Genomic DNA, 17,415 nt, shown 5'->3' with positions numbered 1-17,415 from the left:
TGACGAAGTATCTGGAACGGATGTATGTCGAGTAAATGCTTGATCGCGTGGTCAGTGGCAGGCTTTCTGATGCTGGCTCCGGCGCTGCTGCTGGCTGAGCCTGGGAAAGACTCTCAGCCCCAGGCTGCGGGTGAGGAAATAGGTCAGCCAGAACAGGAAACCAGGCAGAACCCTCCCGTGCCAAAGTTCCCTATTGAAGGCGATCTTGCCGGCCGGCTGGGAGTCATGACCACTGAATTCGAGGATACGTTTGCCGCCATCGGCAACCAGAACAGCCTGGGCTACCTGGAACTGGTGAAAGCCAACCCGGATGTAGACCCCTGGCTACCGGGGGAAGGCACGGCCATCACCGTACCCCGTCGATACGTGCTGCCCGACGTTGAACGCAAGGGCATCGTGATCAACCTGGCTGAGTACCGGCTGTACTATTTCAGCGATGGCGGGGTACAGGTTTACCCGGTTGGTGTGGGCACCGAGGACAATCCCTCGCCACTGACAGACGCCGAGGTGACCATGGCTCTGGAGTCACCTGCCTGGTACCCACCTGCAAGCATTCGTGCGGAATACGAAGCCATGGGCGAGTATCTGCCGCGGATGATCCCCCCCGGCCCTGGCAACCCCCTGGGAACCCATGCACTGATGCTCAGTGAGCGTGGGTATCTGATTCACGGTACCAACAAACTCTTTGGTGTTGGCATGCAGGTCAGTCACGGCTGCTTCCGGATGTATAACGAAGATATTTCCAGATTCGTTTATGAAGTCAGTAAGGGCACGTCGGTCAGGGTAATCCGCGAGCCGGTGAAGATCGGCATGCGTGGCAATGAAGTCTGGCTGGAGGTTCATCGCCCGGAAGAAGACTACAGCGCGGAAGACCGAGAGGAATTGTGGCAGGCAGTCTTGGCCAAGGTTGAAATCTTCCGTGAACAGCGCCCCGCAGTGGAAGTACAGCGCAGTGCGATTGAAGAAGCGGTGGATCTGGCCGATGGCCTGCCCCGAATGATCGGCGAGCAACTGACCCGGGTCGCCGATGAAAATGCCAGCCCCGGCCGCAGCACCCCTGATGGCAAAGGCATCCCCCAGCAGTTGTGGTTCTGACCGCTCGCTGAGGGAGCCTTGAAACTTCCCGCGTTTTTGACTGTCTTCCCGGACATGCGGTAATTGGTTTATCCGTCCACTATGATTCAGGGATGGAACCGGAAACCGCGCCGGGAGGATTCATGCCCTTTCATCACACCACCCTGCCAGCTCAGGCCAGACGCGCGAGGCGTCTTGTTCTCTGGCTGATTCTTGCCCTTGCCGGGTTGACGCTTTTCCTCGGTACTCTCAACCAGGGCGCCCAGGCCCAGCAAGAGGATGTTCCCGCCGGCCTGGTGTTGACCGTCAACGGCGCCATCGGCCCTGCCACCATGGATTATCTGGTTCGTGGCATCGAGCAGGCTGAGGCCGAAGGCGCAGAACTGGTGGTGGTCCGCCTGGACACGCCGGGCGGTCTGATGGAGTCCATGCGGAGCATTATCAAGAAAATGCTGGCGTCAGAGGTGCCGGTAGTGACCTGGGTGACCCCGGCTGGGGCCAGGGCCGCAAGCGCCGGTACCTATATGCTTTACGGCAGCCACGTTGCGGCCATGGCACCAGCGACTCAACTGGGCTCGGCCACGCCGGTGCAGGTGGGGAGTGCACCCGGTATGGACGATTCGCAGCCCGGGCAAACCGATGGTGATCAGAGCCAGGCCGCACCAGATTCCGGGGAAGATGCCGAAAAACGCCGGGGCGGTACCGCCATGGAGCGCAAGGTGCTGGAGGACGCGGTGAGTTACATCCGTGGCCTGGCTGAGCGCCACGGGCGCAATGCCGACTGGGCCGAGGAAGCGGTTCGCGAGGCGGTGAACCTGAACGCTGACGATGCATTGGCATCGAATGTGGTGGATGTCGTCGCGGCCAGCCTGCCCGAGCTGATGACCCAGATTAACGGACGTACCGTGGTGATGGCCGGCGGCGAACGTACCCTGAACACCGAAAACATTGAGCTGCAGCGGAGCGACCCGGACTGGCGCACCAAACTGCTTTCAGTGATTACAGACCCCAACGTCGCCTATTTTCTGATGATCATCGGTTTTTACGGCATTGTGTTCGAGCTGGCGAACCCGGGGTCAATCTTCCCCGGGGTCATTGGCGCCATCTGTCTTGTGCTTGCCCTGTTTGCTTTTCAGGTGCTTTCCGTGAACTACGCCGGCCTGGCGCTGATACTCCTTGGCCTGGGCTTTATTGTCGGCGAGGCCTTCATGCCAAGTTTTGGCATTCTGGGTATTGGCGGCATCGTGGCGTTCGTCACCGGCTCGATCATTCTGATGGACGGCAGCCACCAGGATATTTCTCTGCCGACCATTGGTGGCACGGCGGTTGTGGCTGCCGGGTTCATCCTCTGGACGGTGATACGCTTTGTAGGTCTGCGTCGGCGCCCGCCGGTCAGTGGCATGGAAAACAGTGCCCATGAGCCGGTGACGGCGCTGGACAGCTTCCAGCCAGAGGGAGACCGCTACCGCGGCCATGTTCGCTTCAGTGGTGAACGCTGGAATGCCGTCAGCGACCTGCCAGTGGATATGGGCGATCAACTCGAAGTAAGCGCCGTAAAGGGGCTTACAGTGTTTGTAACCAGGGCCAAATCCAGACAGGAGGCACTATGAACCCAGGTGAACTGATTCCCTATATTGTCCCAGCGGTGGTTCTGCTGCTCATTCTGGGCGCAGCCATCAAGATTCTGCCCGAATATGAACGTGGTGTGGTGTTCTTCCTGGGCCGGTTCCAGGGGGTGAAAGGTCCCGGCCTGATTGTCGTGATTCCCGGTATTCAACAGATTGTGCGGGTGGATCTACGGGTGATTACCCTGGATGTACCCAGCCAGGACGTGATCTCCAGGGATAACGTGACGGTTCGGGTAAATGCGGTGCTGTATTTCCGGGTGGTCGACCCGGAGCGGGCTATCATCCGTGTCGAAGACTTCGGTTCGGCAACCAGTCAGTTGGCCCAGACAACCCTGCGCTCGGTGCTGGGTAAACACGATCTGGATGAAATGCTGTCAGAGCGGGATAAGCTTAATTCAGACATTCAGGAAATCATTGATGCCCAGACCGAAGAGTGGGGTATCAAGGTCGCTAACGTGGAAATCAAGCATGTTGACCTGAATGAATCGATGATACGGGCAATTGCGCGCCAGGCGGAGGCGGAACGGGAGCGCCGGGCCAAGGTGATTCACGCTGAGGGCGAGCTGCAGGCATCGAAAAAACTGGTGGAAGCAGCTGACGTTATGTCGACAAATCCAGGCGCCATGCAACTGCGCTATATGCAGACGCTGGCGGATATGAGTAGCAGCAATTCATCGACCATCGTTTTCCCGCTGCCAATCGAGATGATGTCGACATTCATGGGAAAGCCAAAACCGGATAAGGAATAAAAAAGGCCGGCAGATGCCGGCCTTTTCGTTGCAATGCTCAGCCTTACTTCTGGCTGGCACGCTCGAGCATACGCTTGGCGCGCTCGTTGGCTTCGTTGGCAGCTTTCATAGCGGCCTCAGCCTTGGCCAGAGCTTCGTCAGCTGTCTGCTGGGCAGAGCGAGCTGCGCTGGAAGCGCTGTTTGCGGTATTCAGTGCGTTATCAGCGGTCTGCTCTGCTGACATTGCAGTTGAGTTTGCGTCTTCAATGGCGCCCTGATCAGTTGACGCACAACCTGCGGTCAGTGCGATAGCCATTGCAAACCCTGCGAGTGTAATCTTGCGCATTCGGTATTCCCCTTATTGGTCGTCTTATTTCCTGCTTTCAGAAGTCCGTGTTACATCGGTAATACAGACGTACTGTCGACACGGGTCCGACAGCGAACAGCCACCGGAGTCGTGAAACAGTGTAAAACACTCTGAGCGAAAATGTTAACTAAGGATACGTAAAATTGCGTGTCACATGACAACAACTTAATGGAACTGAAAGCTCAGGGTAAAATACGGATAGGCGTTCCGTCGGAGACCAGCGCCCAGATTTCGTCCATTTCCTGGTTGCTGACGGCAATGCATCCATCGGTCCAGTCCAGCCCAAGATAGGCGAACTCCATACCTTCGGCGTCATTGGGCAGGCCGTGAATCATGATGCTGCCGCCAGGGTTGAGTCCCCAGGCAGAGGCCAGTTCCCGGTCTTTCTCATTCGGATAGGAAATATGAATCGACTTGTAAAAATCACTGTTGGCGTTGCGCCAGTCAAGGGTGTATTCCCCTTCCGGGGTCCGCTCGTCGCCTTCGTACAGCTTGTGACCTGAGGGGTTGTCGCCCAACCCGATCCGGTAGCTGCGCAGCACCTCGTCGCCGGCCATCAGGAACATACGTCTTTCGTTTTTCCTGACCACGACCTCGCTCACTTCAGCAGTGGTTTCCTCCGGCGTCAGCGATTGCAGCATGGCCAGTTCCGTGGCAACCGCAGAACGGCTGCCGGAACATATCAGCAGCAGCACAAAAGTGACCCACAGCGTTTTCCACCGGCCCGGTAAGCAGAATCTGCAGGTTGTGACGCTGTAAGTGTTCATTGACATGATCTTAATAAATTAAATTTTTTCCATGTTATAGCACCCTCGCCGTGGGATCGAGTTGCCGTTCTGGGGGTTTTTGTTACGGTGTTTGTCCGCTATCCATTTTCAGGCCAACTTTGGTCACCCGGTCAGCTTCCGTTGCCCGTGCCACCAGAGTAACAGGGCCAAGCACGACTTTGTCACCGATAACAGGATGGCCCCGGGTCCGGCGGGCAAAACATTCTGCCAGGGACAGCTCCGGTGGCAACTCATCGAACTCTATGCCGTACACCTGTTCCACATCACCCAGCAGGGCATCGCCATTGAGCACAAAATCCCCGAAGAATGCGCGTTCCGCAAGATGGGTTGGCGTGTGCCTTCCACTCAGTGCCCGGCCCAGTTCAGGTACTATCGCAGGGGTTGCGAAGACCGCAATTACATCGCCGGTAGACACGTCCATATCCGGACTGGGGGGCAGACAGGCCCGTTTGCGGAAAACGCCGGCCAGGGCGGTGTTGTCGGGCAACCGAAGCTGGCCCAGAGGCCGGGGCGCCTGCCATGGGTCGCCCCTGAGGGGGAACAGCATCAGTTCGTGGTCACCGGCGGCTGGTACGTCCAGAGGCAGCCTTCGATAGGGCTCTTCCCCGGCAGGTACTTCCAGTCCGAGCCTGCGCGCCAGTGGCGCCATGGTGGTGCCCTGAACCATCAGTGACACGAGCACGATAAAAAAGGCTACGTGGAAGATAAGCTGGGCTGATGGCAGGTCGGCAATGACCGGAAATAGTGCCAGTACGATGGGCACTGCGCCACGCAGCCCCACCCAGCTGATAAAGCCCAGTTCCCGGCGATTGAATCCGAAGGGCCACAGGGTCATCATCACCGCGAACGGGCGAATGACAAAGATCAGTGCGAAGGCCAGTATCAGGCCACCTCCGGCCAGTGGCAGCAGTTCTGACGGTGACACCAACAGACCCAGAATCAGGAACAGGCAAAGCTGGGCCAGCCAGGCCAGACCATCATGCACCTGAAGTATCATTGGCATCATTCGTACCGGCTGGTTGCCGATCACCACGCCGGTCAGGTAGATCGCCAGAAATCCGCTGCCCCCCAGTTCGTTGGTGCCGGCAAACACCGCAAGGCCGCCGGCTACCACCAACAGTGGGTAAAGCGATGGCGTCAGCCGCGAGCGATTGGCCATGTTGACCACAATGAACCCGCCCAGCACGCCGATAACACCACCTATGCCGAACTGTTTGATCAGCATCAACAGGGCTCCCCAGCCCTCGGACGTGCCCCCGGCACTGATCATGGTGACCAGCATCAGGGTCAGGAAGATGGCCATGGGATCGTTGCTGCCGGACTCGATCTCAAGGGTTGCGCTGACCCGCTCGTTCAGGTGCAGGCCCCGTCCCTGAAGCAGCGAGAAGACCGCAGCGGCGTCGGTGGAGGAAATGATCGCGCCGACAAGCAGCGCTGTGAGCCAGTTGAGATCAAATACCCACCAGGCCACAAGCCCCGCCCCGGCGGCGGTCAGGAAAACACCCAGGCTGGCAAGCATCAGTGCTGGTCGCAGGCCGACCCGGAAGGTTTCGGCCCGGGTGCGCATGCCGCCGTCCAGCAGAATCACACCCAGTGCCAGATTGGCGATGGTGAAAGCCAGTTCGAAATTGTCGAACTGCAGGCCGCCGGGGCCGTCTTCGCCCATCATCATGCCGACAATCAGAAAGATCAGCAGCACCGGCATCCCCAGTCTGCTGGACAGGGGGCTGAGCAGGATGCTGATCACCAGCATCAGGGCGCCGATCAGGGTTAATGTCGCGTCCATGTCGGCGACGTTCAGTGCAGTTTCAGCTTCGGCTGCATGGCCCGGCTGATGCGGTCCATAAGCCAGATAATGCCCGTGCGCAGCATGCCGTGAAGGGCAACCTGATGCATACGGTAAAGCGATGTGTAGAACAGTCGGGCGACTTTGCCTTCAATATACATGCTACGCCCTGACAGGTTACCCATCAGATTGCCAACCGTGGTGTAGCGGCTGAAGTTGATCAGCGAGCCATGGTCGTTATAGACGAATGGCACTGCTTCCTTGCCGTCCAGGCGGTTGCAGAGTGTTTTGAACAATGTGTCCGCCTGCTGATGAGCGGCCTGGGCTCGCGGGGGCACCGGCATGTCCGAATCCGGCTGCGGGCATTCGGCGCAGTCGCCAAACGCGAAAACGTTATCGGAAGTGGTTGCCTGCAGGGTCTGTCTGACACGGACCTGATTGCCCTTGTTGGTGTCCAGTCCCTCGAGTTTCGACAGAAATTCCGGCGCCTTGATGCCGGCGGCCCATATGGTCATCTCGGAATCCAGCTCGGTGCCGTCTTTCATGACGACCGTCGAGTCGGTGATTTCGTTAACCGGCTGGCCGGTGAGCACTTTTACGTTCTGGTGCTCCAGCTCCCGGGTGGCTGCCGCGGAGATTCGCGGGGGCAGGGCCGGCAGAATACGGTCCGCAGCCTCTATCACGGTGATTGAGATATCTTCCGGGCGCAGATGATTCATGCCGTAAACCGGCAGTTCCCGCGACGCCAGCCGGAGTTCGGCGGCCAGCTCCACGCCAGTGGCACCGGCGCCGATAATGGTGATCGGCAGATCGTGGCTGGCGTCGCAATCGGCCTCGTAGTTTTTCCTGAGGAAGGCGTTCAGCAGCCGGTTATGGAAACGGCGGGCCTGGGGCAGACTGTCCAGAAAGATGCAGTGGTCCTGGGCACCCGGGGTGCCGAAATCATTGGCGTTACTGCCAACGGCGATCACCAGAGTGTCATAGTGAATGCGCCGCTCTGGCACCACTTCGTTGCCTTCTTGGTCCAGAAAGGGCGCAATAATCACGTTGCGGCCGATCTGGTCCAGGTCGGCCATGCGGCCCAGCTGGAATTCATAGTGATGCTTGCTGGCATGGGCCCGGTAATTGATCTCGTTGGCGCTGGCGTCCAGCGAGCCGGAAGCGACTTCGTGAAGCAGGGGTTTCCAGACGTGGGTCAGCCCGGCATCCACCAGGGTTATGCGTGCTTTGCGCTTTTTGCCGAGTTTGTTTCCAAGCCGGGTCACCAGTTCCAGGCCACCGGCGCCACCACCGACAACCACAATGTGATGAAGGTTTTCCATAACGGACGAATCCTTTTAAAAAGAAGAGGGCCGTGCAAGGCCGGAAATCAGTGAACGGCCCGGTAAGGTTCCAGCAATGCGGCCATATCGTCGGCCAGTTGCGACACCTGTTCGGCGCTGGTTTCACGTTGGGCAAAAGCACGCAGACCCATAATCTGGGCCTGAACCAGCCGGGCCAGGCGCTGGCAATCGGTATCCGGTTTCAGTTCGCCCCGGTCACGGGCCCGGGTCAGCGCGGCGGCAAAAGACTGTTCGATGCCATAGAGCAGTTCGTTGGCCTGATCGGCTATGCTGCTATGAGTGTAGCTGGCTTCCAGCAGGGTTTTTACCAACATGCAAGCCCGTGAAGGCTCGGAACTGTCCGGATGGCAGGCGATGGCAATGTTGCGCAGGTAATCCTGCAGCGCATCAATGATCGGGCCCGGTTGGTTCAGCAGTCCACCCAGTACCGTGTTGCCCCTGGCCACGTAGGCGTTTAACGCCTCACTGAACAGTTTGTCCTTGCTGCCGAAGGTGGCATAAATACTGCCGGGGCGCATGTCCAGCGCCTGCTCAATCTGTTTCATCGACGTTGCAAAATAACCGCGCTCCCAGAAAAGGTAGACAGCTTTTTCCAGCGCGGTCTGTCGATCGTAGCGTGCTTGTCTTGCCATGATACTGCCTGCCGTTGGCAAATCCTGAATGCGTAATGATAACTTGAGCAAATATTCAATAATAGGTGCGAGGCTCACTATGAAGAAGCACACCGCCTGATCAGCCTAAGCGAATCACCCTCGCCATCAGCCGCCGCCAGTCGATGGGCAATGTGTTTTCCAGTTCCGTCAGACGGGGGTCCTTGTTGGCGGGAAGCTCGATGGTCTGTTTGCTGCCGTAGATCACGGTGTTGTTGGTTTTGCTCTTGAAAGCCAGCACCACCGCGAACTCACCTTGCAACTGCCGGAAAAACACACCGTTCAGATCCGGGGTTCGATGGTAATTAAGTGCTATCCAGCCGCGATCCGACAGAACCCGACTGCATTGTTTGATAAACTCCCGCTGTACCTGGGTCGGGCTCATTCGCTCGGCGTTGTACATGTCTGCCAGAATCAGGTCGGTCTGGCCGTCGGGTAAGGTCTCGATGGCGTTGCGGGCGTCTTCCACAGTGATGCTCAGGCGCGGTGATTCCGACAGGTAAAAGTATTCGCGGGCTACGTCGACCACCGCTTCCCGCAGCTCTACCGCGTGCACACGGCATTCCGGCAACAGGTGCAGAAGCGCGTTGGCCATCACGCCACCGCCCAGGCCCAGAATGGTCGCGTGCGCGGGCCTGGCAAAGGCCACCGGCAGCAGCATGGCGCGGTTGTATTCGTGCACCGGCAAGTGGGGATGGCGCCGGGCGATCTTGCTCTGCTCAAACACCGAATCGAAGGTCATCACCCGATGCTTGCGATAATCGATCACCAGAATGCCGCCAAGATCATCCCGGGCAAAGTGAATAATGTTGCCTTTCAATGCCAGTGTCTCCGGTAAGTGTGGAGTGTGCGATGAGCGTCGAGCCCTTTTCTGCCCTTGCCTGCCCTCTGGACGGCAATCCCCTGAAGCCTGATTCGGCAAGCTGGCGCTGCCAGGCCGGGCACAGCTTTGACGTGGCCCGCCAGGGCTATATCAACCTGCTGCCGGTGCAGAATAAACGTTCCCGGCACCCGGGGGACAGCAAAGAAATGGTGGCCGCCCGCCAGCGATTCCTCAATGCCGGCTATTACCGGCCGGTAGCGGATGCCATCAGCAGAGCCGTTTTGAAGGATGCGGCCGATGAATCCACCGCGCTGTCCTGCCTGGATGCGGGGTGTGGTGAAGGTTATTACCTGCGGCAGCTGGCGGCTGCCAGTCGCGACCAGGGGCTGGGTCTGGAAGTGATCGGGCTGGATATTTCCAAATGGGCGACCCTGGCCGCGGCAAAGCAGGACAAACGTCCGCGCTGGGTCGTGGGCAGCAATGCCAGCCTGCCGGTTCTGCCGGGCAGCCTGGATCGGGTAATGTGCGTGTTCGGTTTCCCGGTTTACAGTGAATTCGCCCGGGTGCTGAAACCTGGCGGCCTGCTGGTGAAAGCCGACGCCGGTCCCGACCATCTGCGGGAACTGCGTGAGATTATCTACCCGTCGCTGAAACCTGAAAAACCGCCCGAGGCCGAGGCCCCGGACGGCTTTTCGATGGCGGCAACAGACACCCTGCGTTTCCCTCTGACCCTTGAAAGCCCGGCTGCAATCGCCGATCTGCTGGCGATGACACCGCATTTCTTTCGCGCTCCGGCTGAAGGGCGGGAAAAAGCGGCGCAGCTGGAAACATTGACCGTCACGGTTGATGTGCGCCTGACCCGACTGGAACGGGTGCTTCAGATCGTCATGTAATCACTGCTCTGCCCCTGCCTCCAGCAGGCAGTCGACCAGTTCCGTGTGCTCGGCGATGGTCGCGACCATCAAGGGTGTTTCGGACTGATGGTTGCAGGCATTGGGGTCGGCGCCGCGCTCCAGCAGCATTTCTGCGGTGTCTTTATGACCGTTCCGACAGGCCAGCATTAACAGACTGTCACCGGCGCTGGTGCGGATGTCCACCGGTACCCCGGCATCCAGCATCACGTTAAGCGGCCCGGTGCCGCCGTTGCGGGCCAGTTCGAACAGTCCCTGCAGGAAGGCGACTGCGTCTTCGTCCTGCTTGTTGCCCGGGTTTTCCGGCTTGCCGGATCTGTGGTTGCTCATACTGCTCCTTTGGTCCTTCTGGACATACCCATGATGCCGCTGTTAAAACCATGGTATCAGCCCAGTAAAAACCATTCAGGTTTCAGGAGACCCGTAACGTGGAAATCAATGTTCGAGGAATTGAAGACGGCCAGCCAATCCCGGAAGAGTTTGCTTTCGGGGTCTACAACGAACAGGACCATATGAGCTTCGGCCCCAACAAGAACCCGGAAGTAACCTGGGACAAGGTTCCGGAAGGCACCAAAAGCTTTGTGGTCATGATGTTTGATCCCGATGTCCCCAGTATTGCTGATGATGCGAACCAGGAAGGCAAAGTGGTGTCCAAGGATATTCCGAGGGTGGACTTCTTCCACTGGTTGCTGGTGGATCTGCCCGCAAGTAGCTCCCGTGTCCCCGAGGGCGTGGACAGCGACGGCGTGATTCCCAAAGGCAAAGAGCCTGGCCCCGGCCCGGTCGGCATTCGTGGGGTGAACAATTTCACCCAGTTCCTGGCAGGCAATCCGGACATGGCGGGCACCTACGGCGGTTACGACGGCCCCTGCCCACCCTGGAACGACGAAATTATCCACCACTACCATTACGAAGTGCATGCCCTGGACGTGGAAAGCCTGGGCCTGAGCGGCGAATTTGACGGCGCCGCCGTGCGCGAAGCGATGGCAGGCCATGTGCTGGCCAGCGCGCGGGTGACCGGCACCTACACGCTGAACCCGGATCTGCGCTAGACCATCGCCAGCCGCAAACAGGGGTAATCCGTAAGCGAACCTATTATTATTACGCTCTCCATTTCTCTATAATGTCTGACTTTTGCGGAGTCACGTTTCTGCATGGCCAAACATTCGAATCATCAGGAGAGCGTCCTGCCCGCTATGCAGCCCCGTTCATCTGCCAGAGGCCTGCGCATCCGGCGCCCGTCTGTCTGGGCATTCAGCACCTTTGTGATCGCGTTGCTGGTCGCTATGCCAGTGATTGTGATTCTTGCCCATGTGTTCTTCCCGTCCGGCGATGTCTGGTCTCACCTGGCCAGTACCGTGTTGGGTCGGTATCTGTCCAATACGGTGGTACTCAGCGTTTCGGTTGCCCTGGGTACCACCCTGATTGGGACGGCCTGTGCCTGGCTGGTTGTGATGTGCCGGTTCCCGGGCAAGCGGATTTTTGAATGGGCGCTTCTGCTTCCACTGGCGGTACCAACCTATGTGATTGCCTATGCCTACACCGATTTTCTGCAGTACGCCGGGCCCTTGCAGAGCATGCTGAGGGAGTGGTTTGGCTGGCAGGGCAGCGGTGACTACTATTTCCCGGAAGTCCGTTCTCTGGGCGGGGCTTCCCTGCTGATTACCATGGTTCTTTACCCCTATGTTTACCTACTGGCCCGGGCTTCGTTCATGGAGCAGTCGGTCAGCGCGCTGGACGTGGGCCGCACCCTGGGGCTGGGGCCGTGGCGGATGTTCAGGCGTGTGGCCTTGCCCCTGGCTCGCCCTGCGGTTATCGGCGGGGTTTCCCTGGTGCTGATGGAGACGCTGAACGAGTTCGGCGCCGTCCAGTTTTTCGGCGTTGATACGTTTACTACGGGGATTTACCGAACCTGGTTCGGGCTTGGAGAACAGGTTGCTGCCGCCCAGCTTGCGGCCTGCCTGCTGGTGTTTGTGTTTATTGTGGTCCTGCTGGAGCGCGCTTCCCGGGGCGGCAAGCGTTATCACGCTTCCGCCAGCTATCAGCCACTGCCCCAATACCGCTTGGGTTCCGGCAGCGCTGCGTTGGCGTTCCTTGCCTGTTTTCTGCCCATCCTGATCGGCTTTATTTTTCCGGCGCTGATCCTGCTGGAGATGGCCATCACTACCGGCGATCCTCTGTTTGGGGAACAGTTTCTTGGCTTTGCCTTCAACAGCCTGATGCTGGCAGCCGGTGCCGCCCTGGTCGCGGTTTTGCTGGCGGTGCTGCTCAGCTACAGTGCCAGGCTGAACGGCAGTCCCTGGATCAGGAGCGCCAACCGGGTTGCGGCCATGGGGTATGCGATCCCGGGCTCGGTGGTTGCGGTTGGCATCATGATACCGCTGGCCTGGCTGGATCAGCGGCTGAACCTTTTCCTGAGGGACAACTATGGATTTCTGGTGGGGCTGGTGTTCAGCGGGACCGCCTTCGTCCTGATTTACGCCTACACGGTCCGTTTTCTTGCGGTGTCTTTCAATACCGTCGAGGCAAGCCTTGGCAAGGTCACACCGTCAATGGATGCTGCCGCAAGAACACTGGGCCAGACGGCCGGCGGAGCTTTGCGCAGAGTTCATACGCCAATCATGCGCGGCAGCCTTCTGGCGGCGGGTATTCTGGTGTTTGTTGACGTGATGAAAGAGCTGCCGGCGACCATTATATTGCGGCCCTTCAACTTCGACACTCTGGCAGTCAGGGCCTACAGCCTGGCATCCGACGAGCGGCTGGCGGAATCTGCAACGTCATCGCTGTTCATTGTGGCGGTAGGTATCATTCCTGTTGTCATTCTCAGCCTGGCCATGCGCAACTCCCGCCCGGGCAGCCGCAAGCGCAGCCAGAACGGGTAACACCCTGCCGCTTACTGCCGGAACAGGAAGACCTGGGACATGTCCAGGCTCAGTGACACTGGCTGTCCCTCCCTGGGGAGGAACACACCGGGAACCCGGGCATGCAGATGCATTTCCTGATCTTCTTCACCGTGGGCGCAGATGTGAACCAGGCTGGTCGAACCGAGCAGCCGTGAAACCTGGACATGGCTGGCGTTGGCATTATCTGCGTTGTCTTCCAGCGGCCGGACCTTGACGGCCTCAGGGCGAATTAGTACCTGCACGGTGCTGTCTTCTGGAAAATTGCTGGCGTCCAGCTCGCCGAGCGGCGTTGTGACAGAGCCGTTTTTCACCTTGGCGGTGCACTCGTTCACCTGGCCGAAAAATCTCACGACGAATGGATCAACCGGGTTGCAATAGAGGTCCGTTGGCGTGCCGGTCTGCACGATTTGCCCTTCCCGCATCAGCGCGATGCGGTCAGCCATGAACATGGCTTCTTCCGGGTCGTGGGTGACCAGAAGGGTGGCTGTGCCCAGTTCTTTGAGCACGTGCAGGGTGTCGTCGCGGATCTGGTCCCGCAGGCGGGCATCCAGGCTGGAGAAAGGTTCATCCAGCAGCATCACGTTTGGCGACGGCGCCAATGCCCGTGCCAGCGCGACACGCTGCTGCTGTCCGCCTGAGAGCGTGTGCGGGTAGACCTTGGCCGACCCGGCCATCCCCAGCCGTTCCAGCAGATCGAGTGCATGAGACCTGCGTTTGCCGCGGGGCAGGGATTTGATGCCGAAGCAGACGTTTTCAAGCACCGTCAGATGCGGGAAAAGCGCGGATTCCTGAAACGCCAGGCCCAGGTTTCGCCGCTCCGGCGGCCAGTGCAGCCCGTCTGCCGCAGAAACCAGATTGCCCCCCAGAAACACGCGGCCCGCCGACGGTATCTGAAGGCCCGCGGCGATTCTCAGCAGCGTTGTTTTCCCGCACCCGGACGGACCCAGCAGGCAGACTACTTCTCCTGGCCTGATTTCCAGGCTGATGTCGTTGACCGCCTGGTGCCGGTCAAATCGGCAGTGCACATGATCCAGCACCAGGGAGAGGTCATCCGGATTGGTGTCCAGAGCCAGGTTGTCGACTGACTGTTGCTGATATGCGCCCATAGCGGTCGTCCGAATCTCCACACAAAAGTGGTCAGCGCACCGGAAGGCCGGCTCACTGATCGTCAACCTGTACTCTAAACCTAAAAAAGATTGATTTCCATTCGTTGACATCAATGCGAGGCGGGTTTAACTTAGGCCTGAATGTAAATCGTTATCAATAACACTCTGAATTACTTTAGGAGATCAGTACTGTGATAACCATCAAGGGAAAGTTGGCCGTTACCGCACTGGCCGCATCCATGGCAGCTACCAGCGTTGCTGCGAACGAAGTGAACCTTTATTCCGCCCGCCATTATGATTCAGACCAGGCGATCTACGACGCTTTCACCGAGGAGACTGGCATCGAGGTCAACCTGATTGAAGGCAAGTCAGATGCGCTGATTGAGCGGATCAAGCGCGAAGGCGTTGCCAGCCCGGCGGATGTCCTGATCACGGTGGACGCGGGCAATCTCTGGCGCGCCGACCAGGAAGGCATCTTCCAGCCGGTAGAGTCCGAAACGCTGAACAGCCGTCTGCCGGACTCCCTGCGCCATCCGGAAGGACACTGGTTCGGATTCAGCCAGCGCCTGCGGGTTATCTACTACGATCGCTCGGACTTCGACCCCTCCCGGATCAGCACCTATGAAGATCTGGCCAAGTCAGAGTTCAAAGGAGAGATCTGTATCCGGTCGTCCAACAACATCTACAACCAGTCCCTGCTGGCCAGCCTGGTTGAGTACCACGGAGAGGACGGTGCCCAGGAATGGGCCCAGGGCGTTGTCGATAACATGGCGCGGGATCCCCAGGGCGGTGACACCGACCAGATTCGCGCCGTCGCCGCAGGGGAATGTAACCTGGCGGTTGGTAACCATTACTACTATGCGCGCCTGCTGAATTCCGACGACGAGGCCGACCGCGAGGTTGCCCGTAAAGTTGGCATTATATTCCCGAACCAGGCCGAGCGTGGCGTACACGCCAACATTGGTGGTGCCGGTGTGGCTGCAAATGCCCCCAACCGCGATAACGCCGTACGCTTCCTGGAATTCCTGGCATCGGATACCGCCCAGGAAGTCTTCGCCGGTAGCAACCACGAGTTCCCCGCGGTAGAGGGTGTGCTCAAGAATCCGGTACTGGACTCCTGGGGTAACCTGAACATTGACGACATCAACGTCAGCGTTCTGGGCGAGAACAACCCTGAAGCGGTTCGTATTTTCGACCGCGTTGGATGGCGCTGAGTTCAGGGCGCGGGGCAGCCGGTTAACTGAGTATTCGGTTAATCGGTTGCCCAGGTTCCTTTCACTAGAGCTTCTGCTTCTGCAAGACGGGTAGCTCCCCCCCTCACCCGGGCCAACCAACTTAACGGGATACCCTTCTCGTCTCCAACCCCATGAATTGCCGCCATGGCAGGGCCGATAACCCAGCTGCGACCGCAGGAATCGCCGCCACAGTGAATGTTGGCGCGAACCGCCCTGGTGTAGCTGTCAGCATGGTTGACGATGTGAAAGATCACCGGCATGGCTTCATGCAGGTAGCAGGTGCGACCGAAATCGTCGCCGGCGCTCACGGCATCCAGTGAGGCGCCTGACATGGCTTTGTCCAGACTCTCCTGATTCGGTGCAAACGCTTTGGCGGCCTGCAAGGCTCCTTCCACAGGCTTGCCCTGGAAAAGCTGGTCCAGAAGCGTGGCCGCGCATTTTGCCCAGGCGACTGCTTCGTCATTGTGATTGGTAACACGAACGGCTGCTTCCACCTTTTCCAGTAACTGGTCGCTTCCGCAGTATCGGGCAACCAGTGGTGCCACTTTTGAGACCGCTGGAAGCTGCAGGTCATCGGCGCCGCTTTCGGGGTGCAGATGCTGGTCGATGGCTCTGGCGATGTGCACACCCGCTTCCTGAATCTCGGTTTCGTGATAGGTCAGATCAATTGCCCGTCGAACCGGATCCGCCAGTTGGTCGCCGCTGAGTCGACGAGTGTAGGGCATCACCTTCTGTACCAGCACGCGCTGTTGCCGGTCGGTCAGTTCGGTGGGCGCGGTGGCCAGGGCCTGGTCTATGGCGTTCTGCTCAATGCTGTTGAGGTTGTTCAGGGTAATCCGCGTGGGGTTGTCCAGAAAGCCGACCCACTGGCCACCAGGGCCAAAGAAACTGCGGAAGCGCCGCTGGTAATCGCGGATATCTAGCTCGCGCTGGCTTGCCAGCAGGCTGTCGATCAGCACACCGGTCGCTGCGCCGTAGTGGCTGACATCACCGGACTGTTTGCCTTCGTGGGCGAAATAGCCGAAGACGCCGTCAAAGTAATCGGCTTTTGGCGGCAGGAATTCCGGCGTTTCGCCGCCCACTTCCAGAATGCGCGGGCTATTGTAGAGCCAGTGCAGACCAAGACTGGCCGCATCCGCAACCCAGCCGCCGGCCAGAGCCGCGATGATGGCGGGTTTTCTCTCGCTGGGCAGATTGCTGGTCATCGGGACTCCTCGCTTGTTGGGTTCTTGGTTGAATCTCAGGAAGTGTACGCGTGATTACCATCACGAGCTCAGTCAGATCCGGACATCGAGACAGCCGCTTTGATAGGGATGTTTCCTGAGCGTGGCATGCCGGATTATTGAAGCCTGAGCCAGCGGGCGAGACGGGAATCAGGATGGCGGCTGAGGGACCAGGGCAGCCAGACCATCACCGCCAGAATCGCGAGCCCAGCGATCACCGTCAGCACCGGATTCAGCTCAAAGGTATTGCCAAGACCGGCAAACACTAACGTCATCGGGAGCATGCCAATCAGCGTGGCCAGGGCGAAACGCCAGGCATGGATGGCAGTGACGCCGGCGGCGTAGCTGATCAGGGCGAAAGAAAACACCGGCACCAGCCGGGTGATCAGAATGGTCAGGGTCAAAAATCGCTGGGAGCCGTTCCTTGCCAGTACCGGATTGTCGGGGAAGCGCTGGCATATGGCTTCCCGCCCCAGGCAACGCGCAATCCAGAAGGCCGCCATGGCGCCGATCAGGGCGCCGGTTGCCGCGATAGCCGTCCCCTTAAGCACACCAAAGGCCAGGCCCGCCGTTGCGCTGACTGGCAGGGTAGGAATCGGGCCCACTACCACCGCGATGATCATCAGCAGCATCAACAACAGTGGCCCTGTCGTGCCCTGGCTTTTAAGCCAGTTAGCCAGTGACCCCGGCGACAGCTCCGGCGGCATCCCCAGTATCTGCAATAACCACCAGGCGCCCGCCAGGGCGAGAACTACCAGCAGGACTATGGCAATTCTGAGTTTCATTCAGTCACCTTAACGGGGTCCAGGGATTCGACTAGGAGTTGCAGAAGGATAAAGCAGATTGCCTG

Annotated in this window: 17 protein-coding genes; 7 read left to right on the top strand and 10 right to left on the bottom strand. The window is 59.0% G+C overall.

Going from position 1 to position 17,415, the window contains the following annotated elements:
• The first annotated feature begins 24 nt into the window (after positions 1-24).
• The 3 genes from E5Q11_RS12230 to E5Q11_RS12220 all read left to right on the top strand — a co-directional run bounded on the left by E5Q11_RS12230 (position 25) and on the right by E5Q11_RS12220 (position 3,451).
• On the top strand, positions 25-1,095 hold the full coding sequence (locus E5Q11_RS12230) for a L,D-transpeptidase family protein (RefSeq protein ID WP_225315030.1): 1,071 nt from the start codon (positions 25-27) through the stop codon (positions 1,093-1,095).
• A 122-nt stretch (positions 1,096-1,217) separates the two neighbouring features.
• Entirely contained in the window at positions 1,218-2,684 is a 1,467-nt protein-coding gene (locus tag E5Q11_RS12225) for an NfeD family protein (RefSeq protein ID WP_135803702.1), read from the top strand.
• On the top strand, positions 2,681-3,451 hold the full coding sequence (locus E5Q11_RS12220) for a slipin family protein (RefSeq protein ID WP_135803701.1): 771 nt from the start codon (positions 2,681-2,683) through the stop codon (positions 3,449-3,451). The genes E5Q11_RS12225 and E5Q11_RS12220 overlap by 4 nt, the downstream gene beginning before the upstream one ends.
• A 43-nt stretch (positions 3,452-3,494) precedes the next feature.
• Here E5Q11_RS12220 and E5Q11_RS12215 read toward each other — a convergent pair whose 3' ends face one another.
• The 6 genes from E5Q11_RS12215 to E5Q11_RS12190 form a co-directional block, all read right to left on the bottom strand.
• Positions 3,495-3,776, bottom strand: a complete 282-nt coding sequence (locus tag E5Q11_RS12215; protein WP_135803700.1) for an Lpp/OprI family alanine-zipper lipoprotein — start codon at positions 3,774-3,776, stop codon at positions 3,495-3,497.
• 203 nt (positions 3,777-3,979) lie between these two features.
• Complete coding sequence (locus tag E5Q11_RS12210; RefSeq protein ID WP_225315046.1) at positions 3,980-4,438, bottom strand: L,D-transpeptidase family protein; 459 nt, start codon at positions 4,436-4,438, stop codon at positions 3,980-3,982.
• 208 nt (positions 4,439-4,646) lie between these two features.
• Positions 4,647-6,371, bottom strand: a complete 1,725-nt coding sequence (locus tag E5Q11_RS12205) for a potassium/proton antiporter (protein ID WP_135803698.1) — start codon at positions 6,369-6,371, stop codon at positions 4,647-4,649.
• 11 nt (positions 6,372-6,382) lie between these two features.
• The gene (locus E5Q11_RS12200) at positions 6,383-7,693 is read right to left on the bottom strand and encodes an NAD(P)/FAD-dependent oxidoreductase (protein WP_135803697.1); all 1,311 of its coding nucleotides are present in this window, start codon (positions 7,691-7,693) and stop codon (positions 6,383-6,385) included.
• 47 nt (positions 7,694-7,740) lie between these two features.
• Positions 7,741-8,346 (bottom strand): TetR/AcrR family transcriptional regulator, encoded by a 606-nt coding sequence (locus E5Q11_RS12195; RefSeq protein WP_135803696.1) that lies wholly within the window; start codon positions 8,344-8,346, stop codon positions 7,741-7,743.
• A 100-nt stretch (positions 8,347-8,446) separates the two neighbouring features.
• Positions 8,447-9,184 (bottom strand): spermidine synthase, encoded by a 738-nt coding sequence (locus E5Q11_RS12190; protein ID WP_404802775.1) that lies wholly within the window; start codon positions 9,182-9,184, stop codon positions 8,447-8,449.
• 32 nt (positions 9,185-9,216) lie between these two features.
• Here E5Q11_RS12190 and E5Q11_RS12185 point away from each other — a divergent pair, with 32 nt between their 5' ends.
• On the top strand, positions 9,217-10,080 hold the full coding sequence (locus E5Q11_RS12185) for a putative RNA methyltransferase (protein WP_135803695.1): 864 nt from the start codon (positions 9,217-9,219) through the stop codon (positions 10,078-10,080).
• Here E5Q11_RS12185 and E5Q11_RS12180 read toward each other — a convergent pair whose 3' ends face one another.
• Complete coding sequence (locus tag E5Q11_RS12180) at positions 10,081-10,428, bottom strand: ankyrin repeat domain-containing protein (RefSeq protein WP_135803694.1); 348 nt, start codon at positions 10,426-10,428, stop codon at positions 10,081-10,083.
• A gap of 98 nt (positions 10,429-10,526) precedes the next feature.
• Between E5Q11_RS12180 and E5Q11_RS12175 the strand changes: the two genes are divergently transcribed.
• Entirely contained in the window at positions 10,527-11,150 is a 624-nt protein-coding gene (locus E5Q11_RS12175; protein ID WP_135803693.1) for a YbhB/YbcL family Raf kinase inhibitor-like protein, read from the top strand.
• Positions 11,151-11,252: 102 nt separating this feature from the next.
• Entirely contained in the window at positions 11,253-12,980 is a 1,728-nt protein-coding gene (locus E5Q11_RS12170; protein WP_135803692.1) for an ABC transporter permease, read from the top strand.
• A gap of 11 nt (positions 12,981-12,991) precedes the next feature.
• Here the strand turns inward: E5Q11_RS12170 and E5Q11_RS12165 are convergent, their stop codons facing one another.
• A complete protein-coding gene (locus E5Q11_RS12165) occupies positions 12,992-14,107 on the bottom strand; it encodes an ABC transporter ATP-binding protein (RefSeq protein ID WP_135803691.1) in 1,116 nt (371 codons plus the stop codon).
• A gap of 191 nt (positions 14,108-14,298) precedes the next feature.
• Here E5Q11_RS12165 and E5Q11_RS12160 point away from each other — a divergent pair, with 191 nt between their 5' ends.
• Positions 14,299-15,321 carry a Fe(3+) ABC transporter substrate-binding protein gene (locus E5Q11_RS12160; RefSeq protein WP_135803690.1) on the top strand — a complete coding sequence of 341 codons (1,023 nt, stop codon included), beginning with the start codon at positions 14,299-14,301 and terminating at the stop codon, positions 15,319-15,321.
• Positions 15,322-15,359: 38 nt separating this feature from the next.
• Here the strand turns inward: E5Q11_RS12160 and E5Q11_RS12155 are convergent, their stop codons facing one another.
• Both E5Q11_RS12155 and E5Q11_RS12150 read right to left on the bottom strand, forming a co-directional pair.
• The gene (locus tag E5Q11_RS12155) at positions 15,360-16,547 is read right to left on the bottom strand and encodes an ADP-ribosylglycohydrolase family protein (RefSeq protein WP_135803689.1); all 1,188 of its coding nucleotides are present in this window, start codon (positions 16,545-16,547) and stop codon (positions 15,360-15,362) included.
• 134 nt (positions 16,548-16,681) lie between these two features.
• Entirely contained in the window at positions 16,682-17,350 is a 669-nt protein-coding gene (locus E5Q11_RS12150; protein WP_135803688.1) for a TVP38/TMEM64 family protein, read from the bottom strand.
• Positions 17,351-17,415: the final 65 nt, after the last annotated feature.

The sequence above is a fragment of the Marinobacter confluentis genome (assembly GCF_004785685.1).
GTDB lineage: Bacteria > Pseudomonadota > Gammaproteobacteria > Pseudomonadales > Oleiphilaceae > Marinobacter > Marinobacter confluentis.
This window is presented reverse-complemented; position numbering and strand designations above follow the sequence as displayed.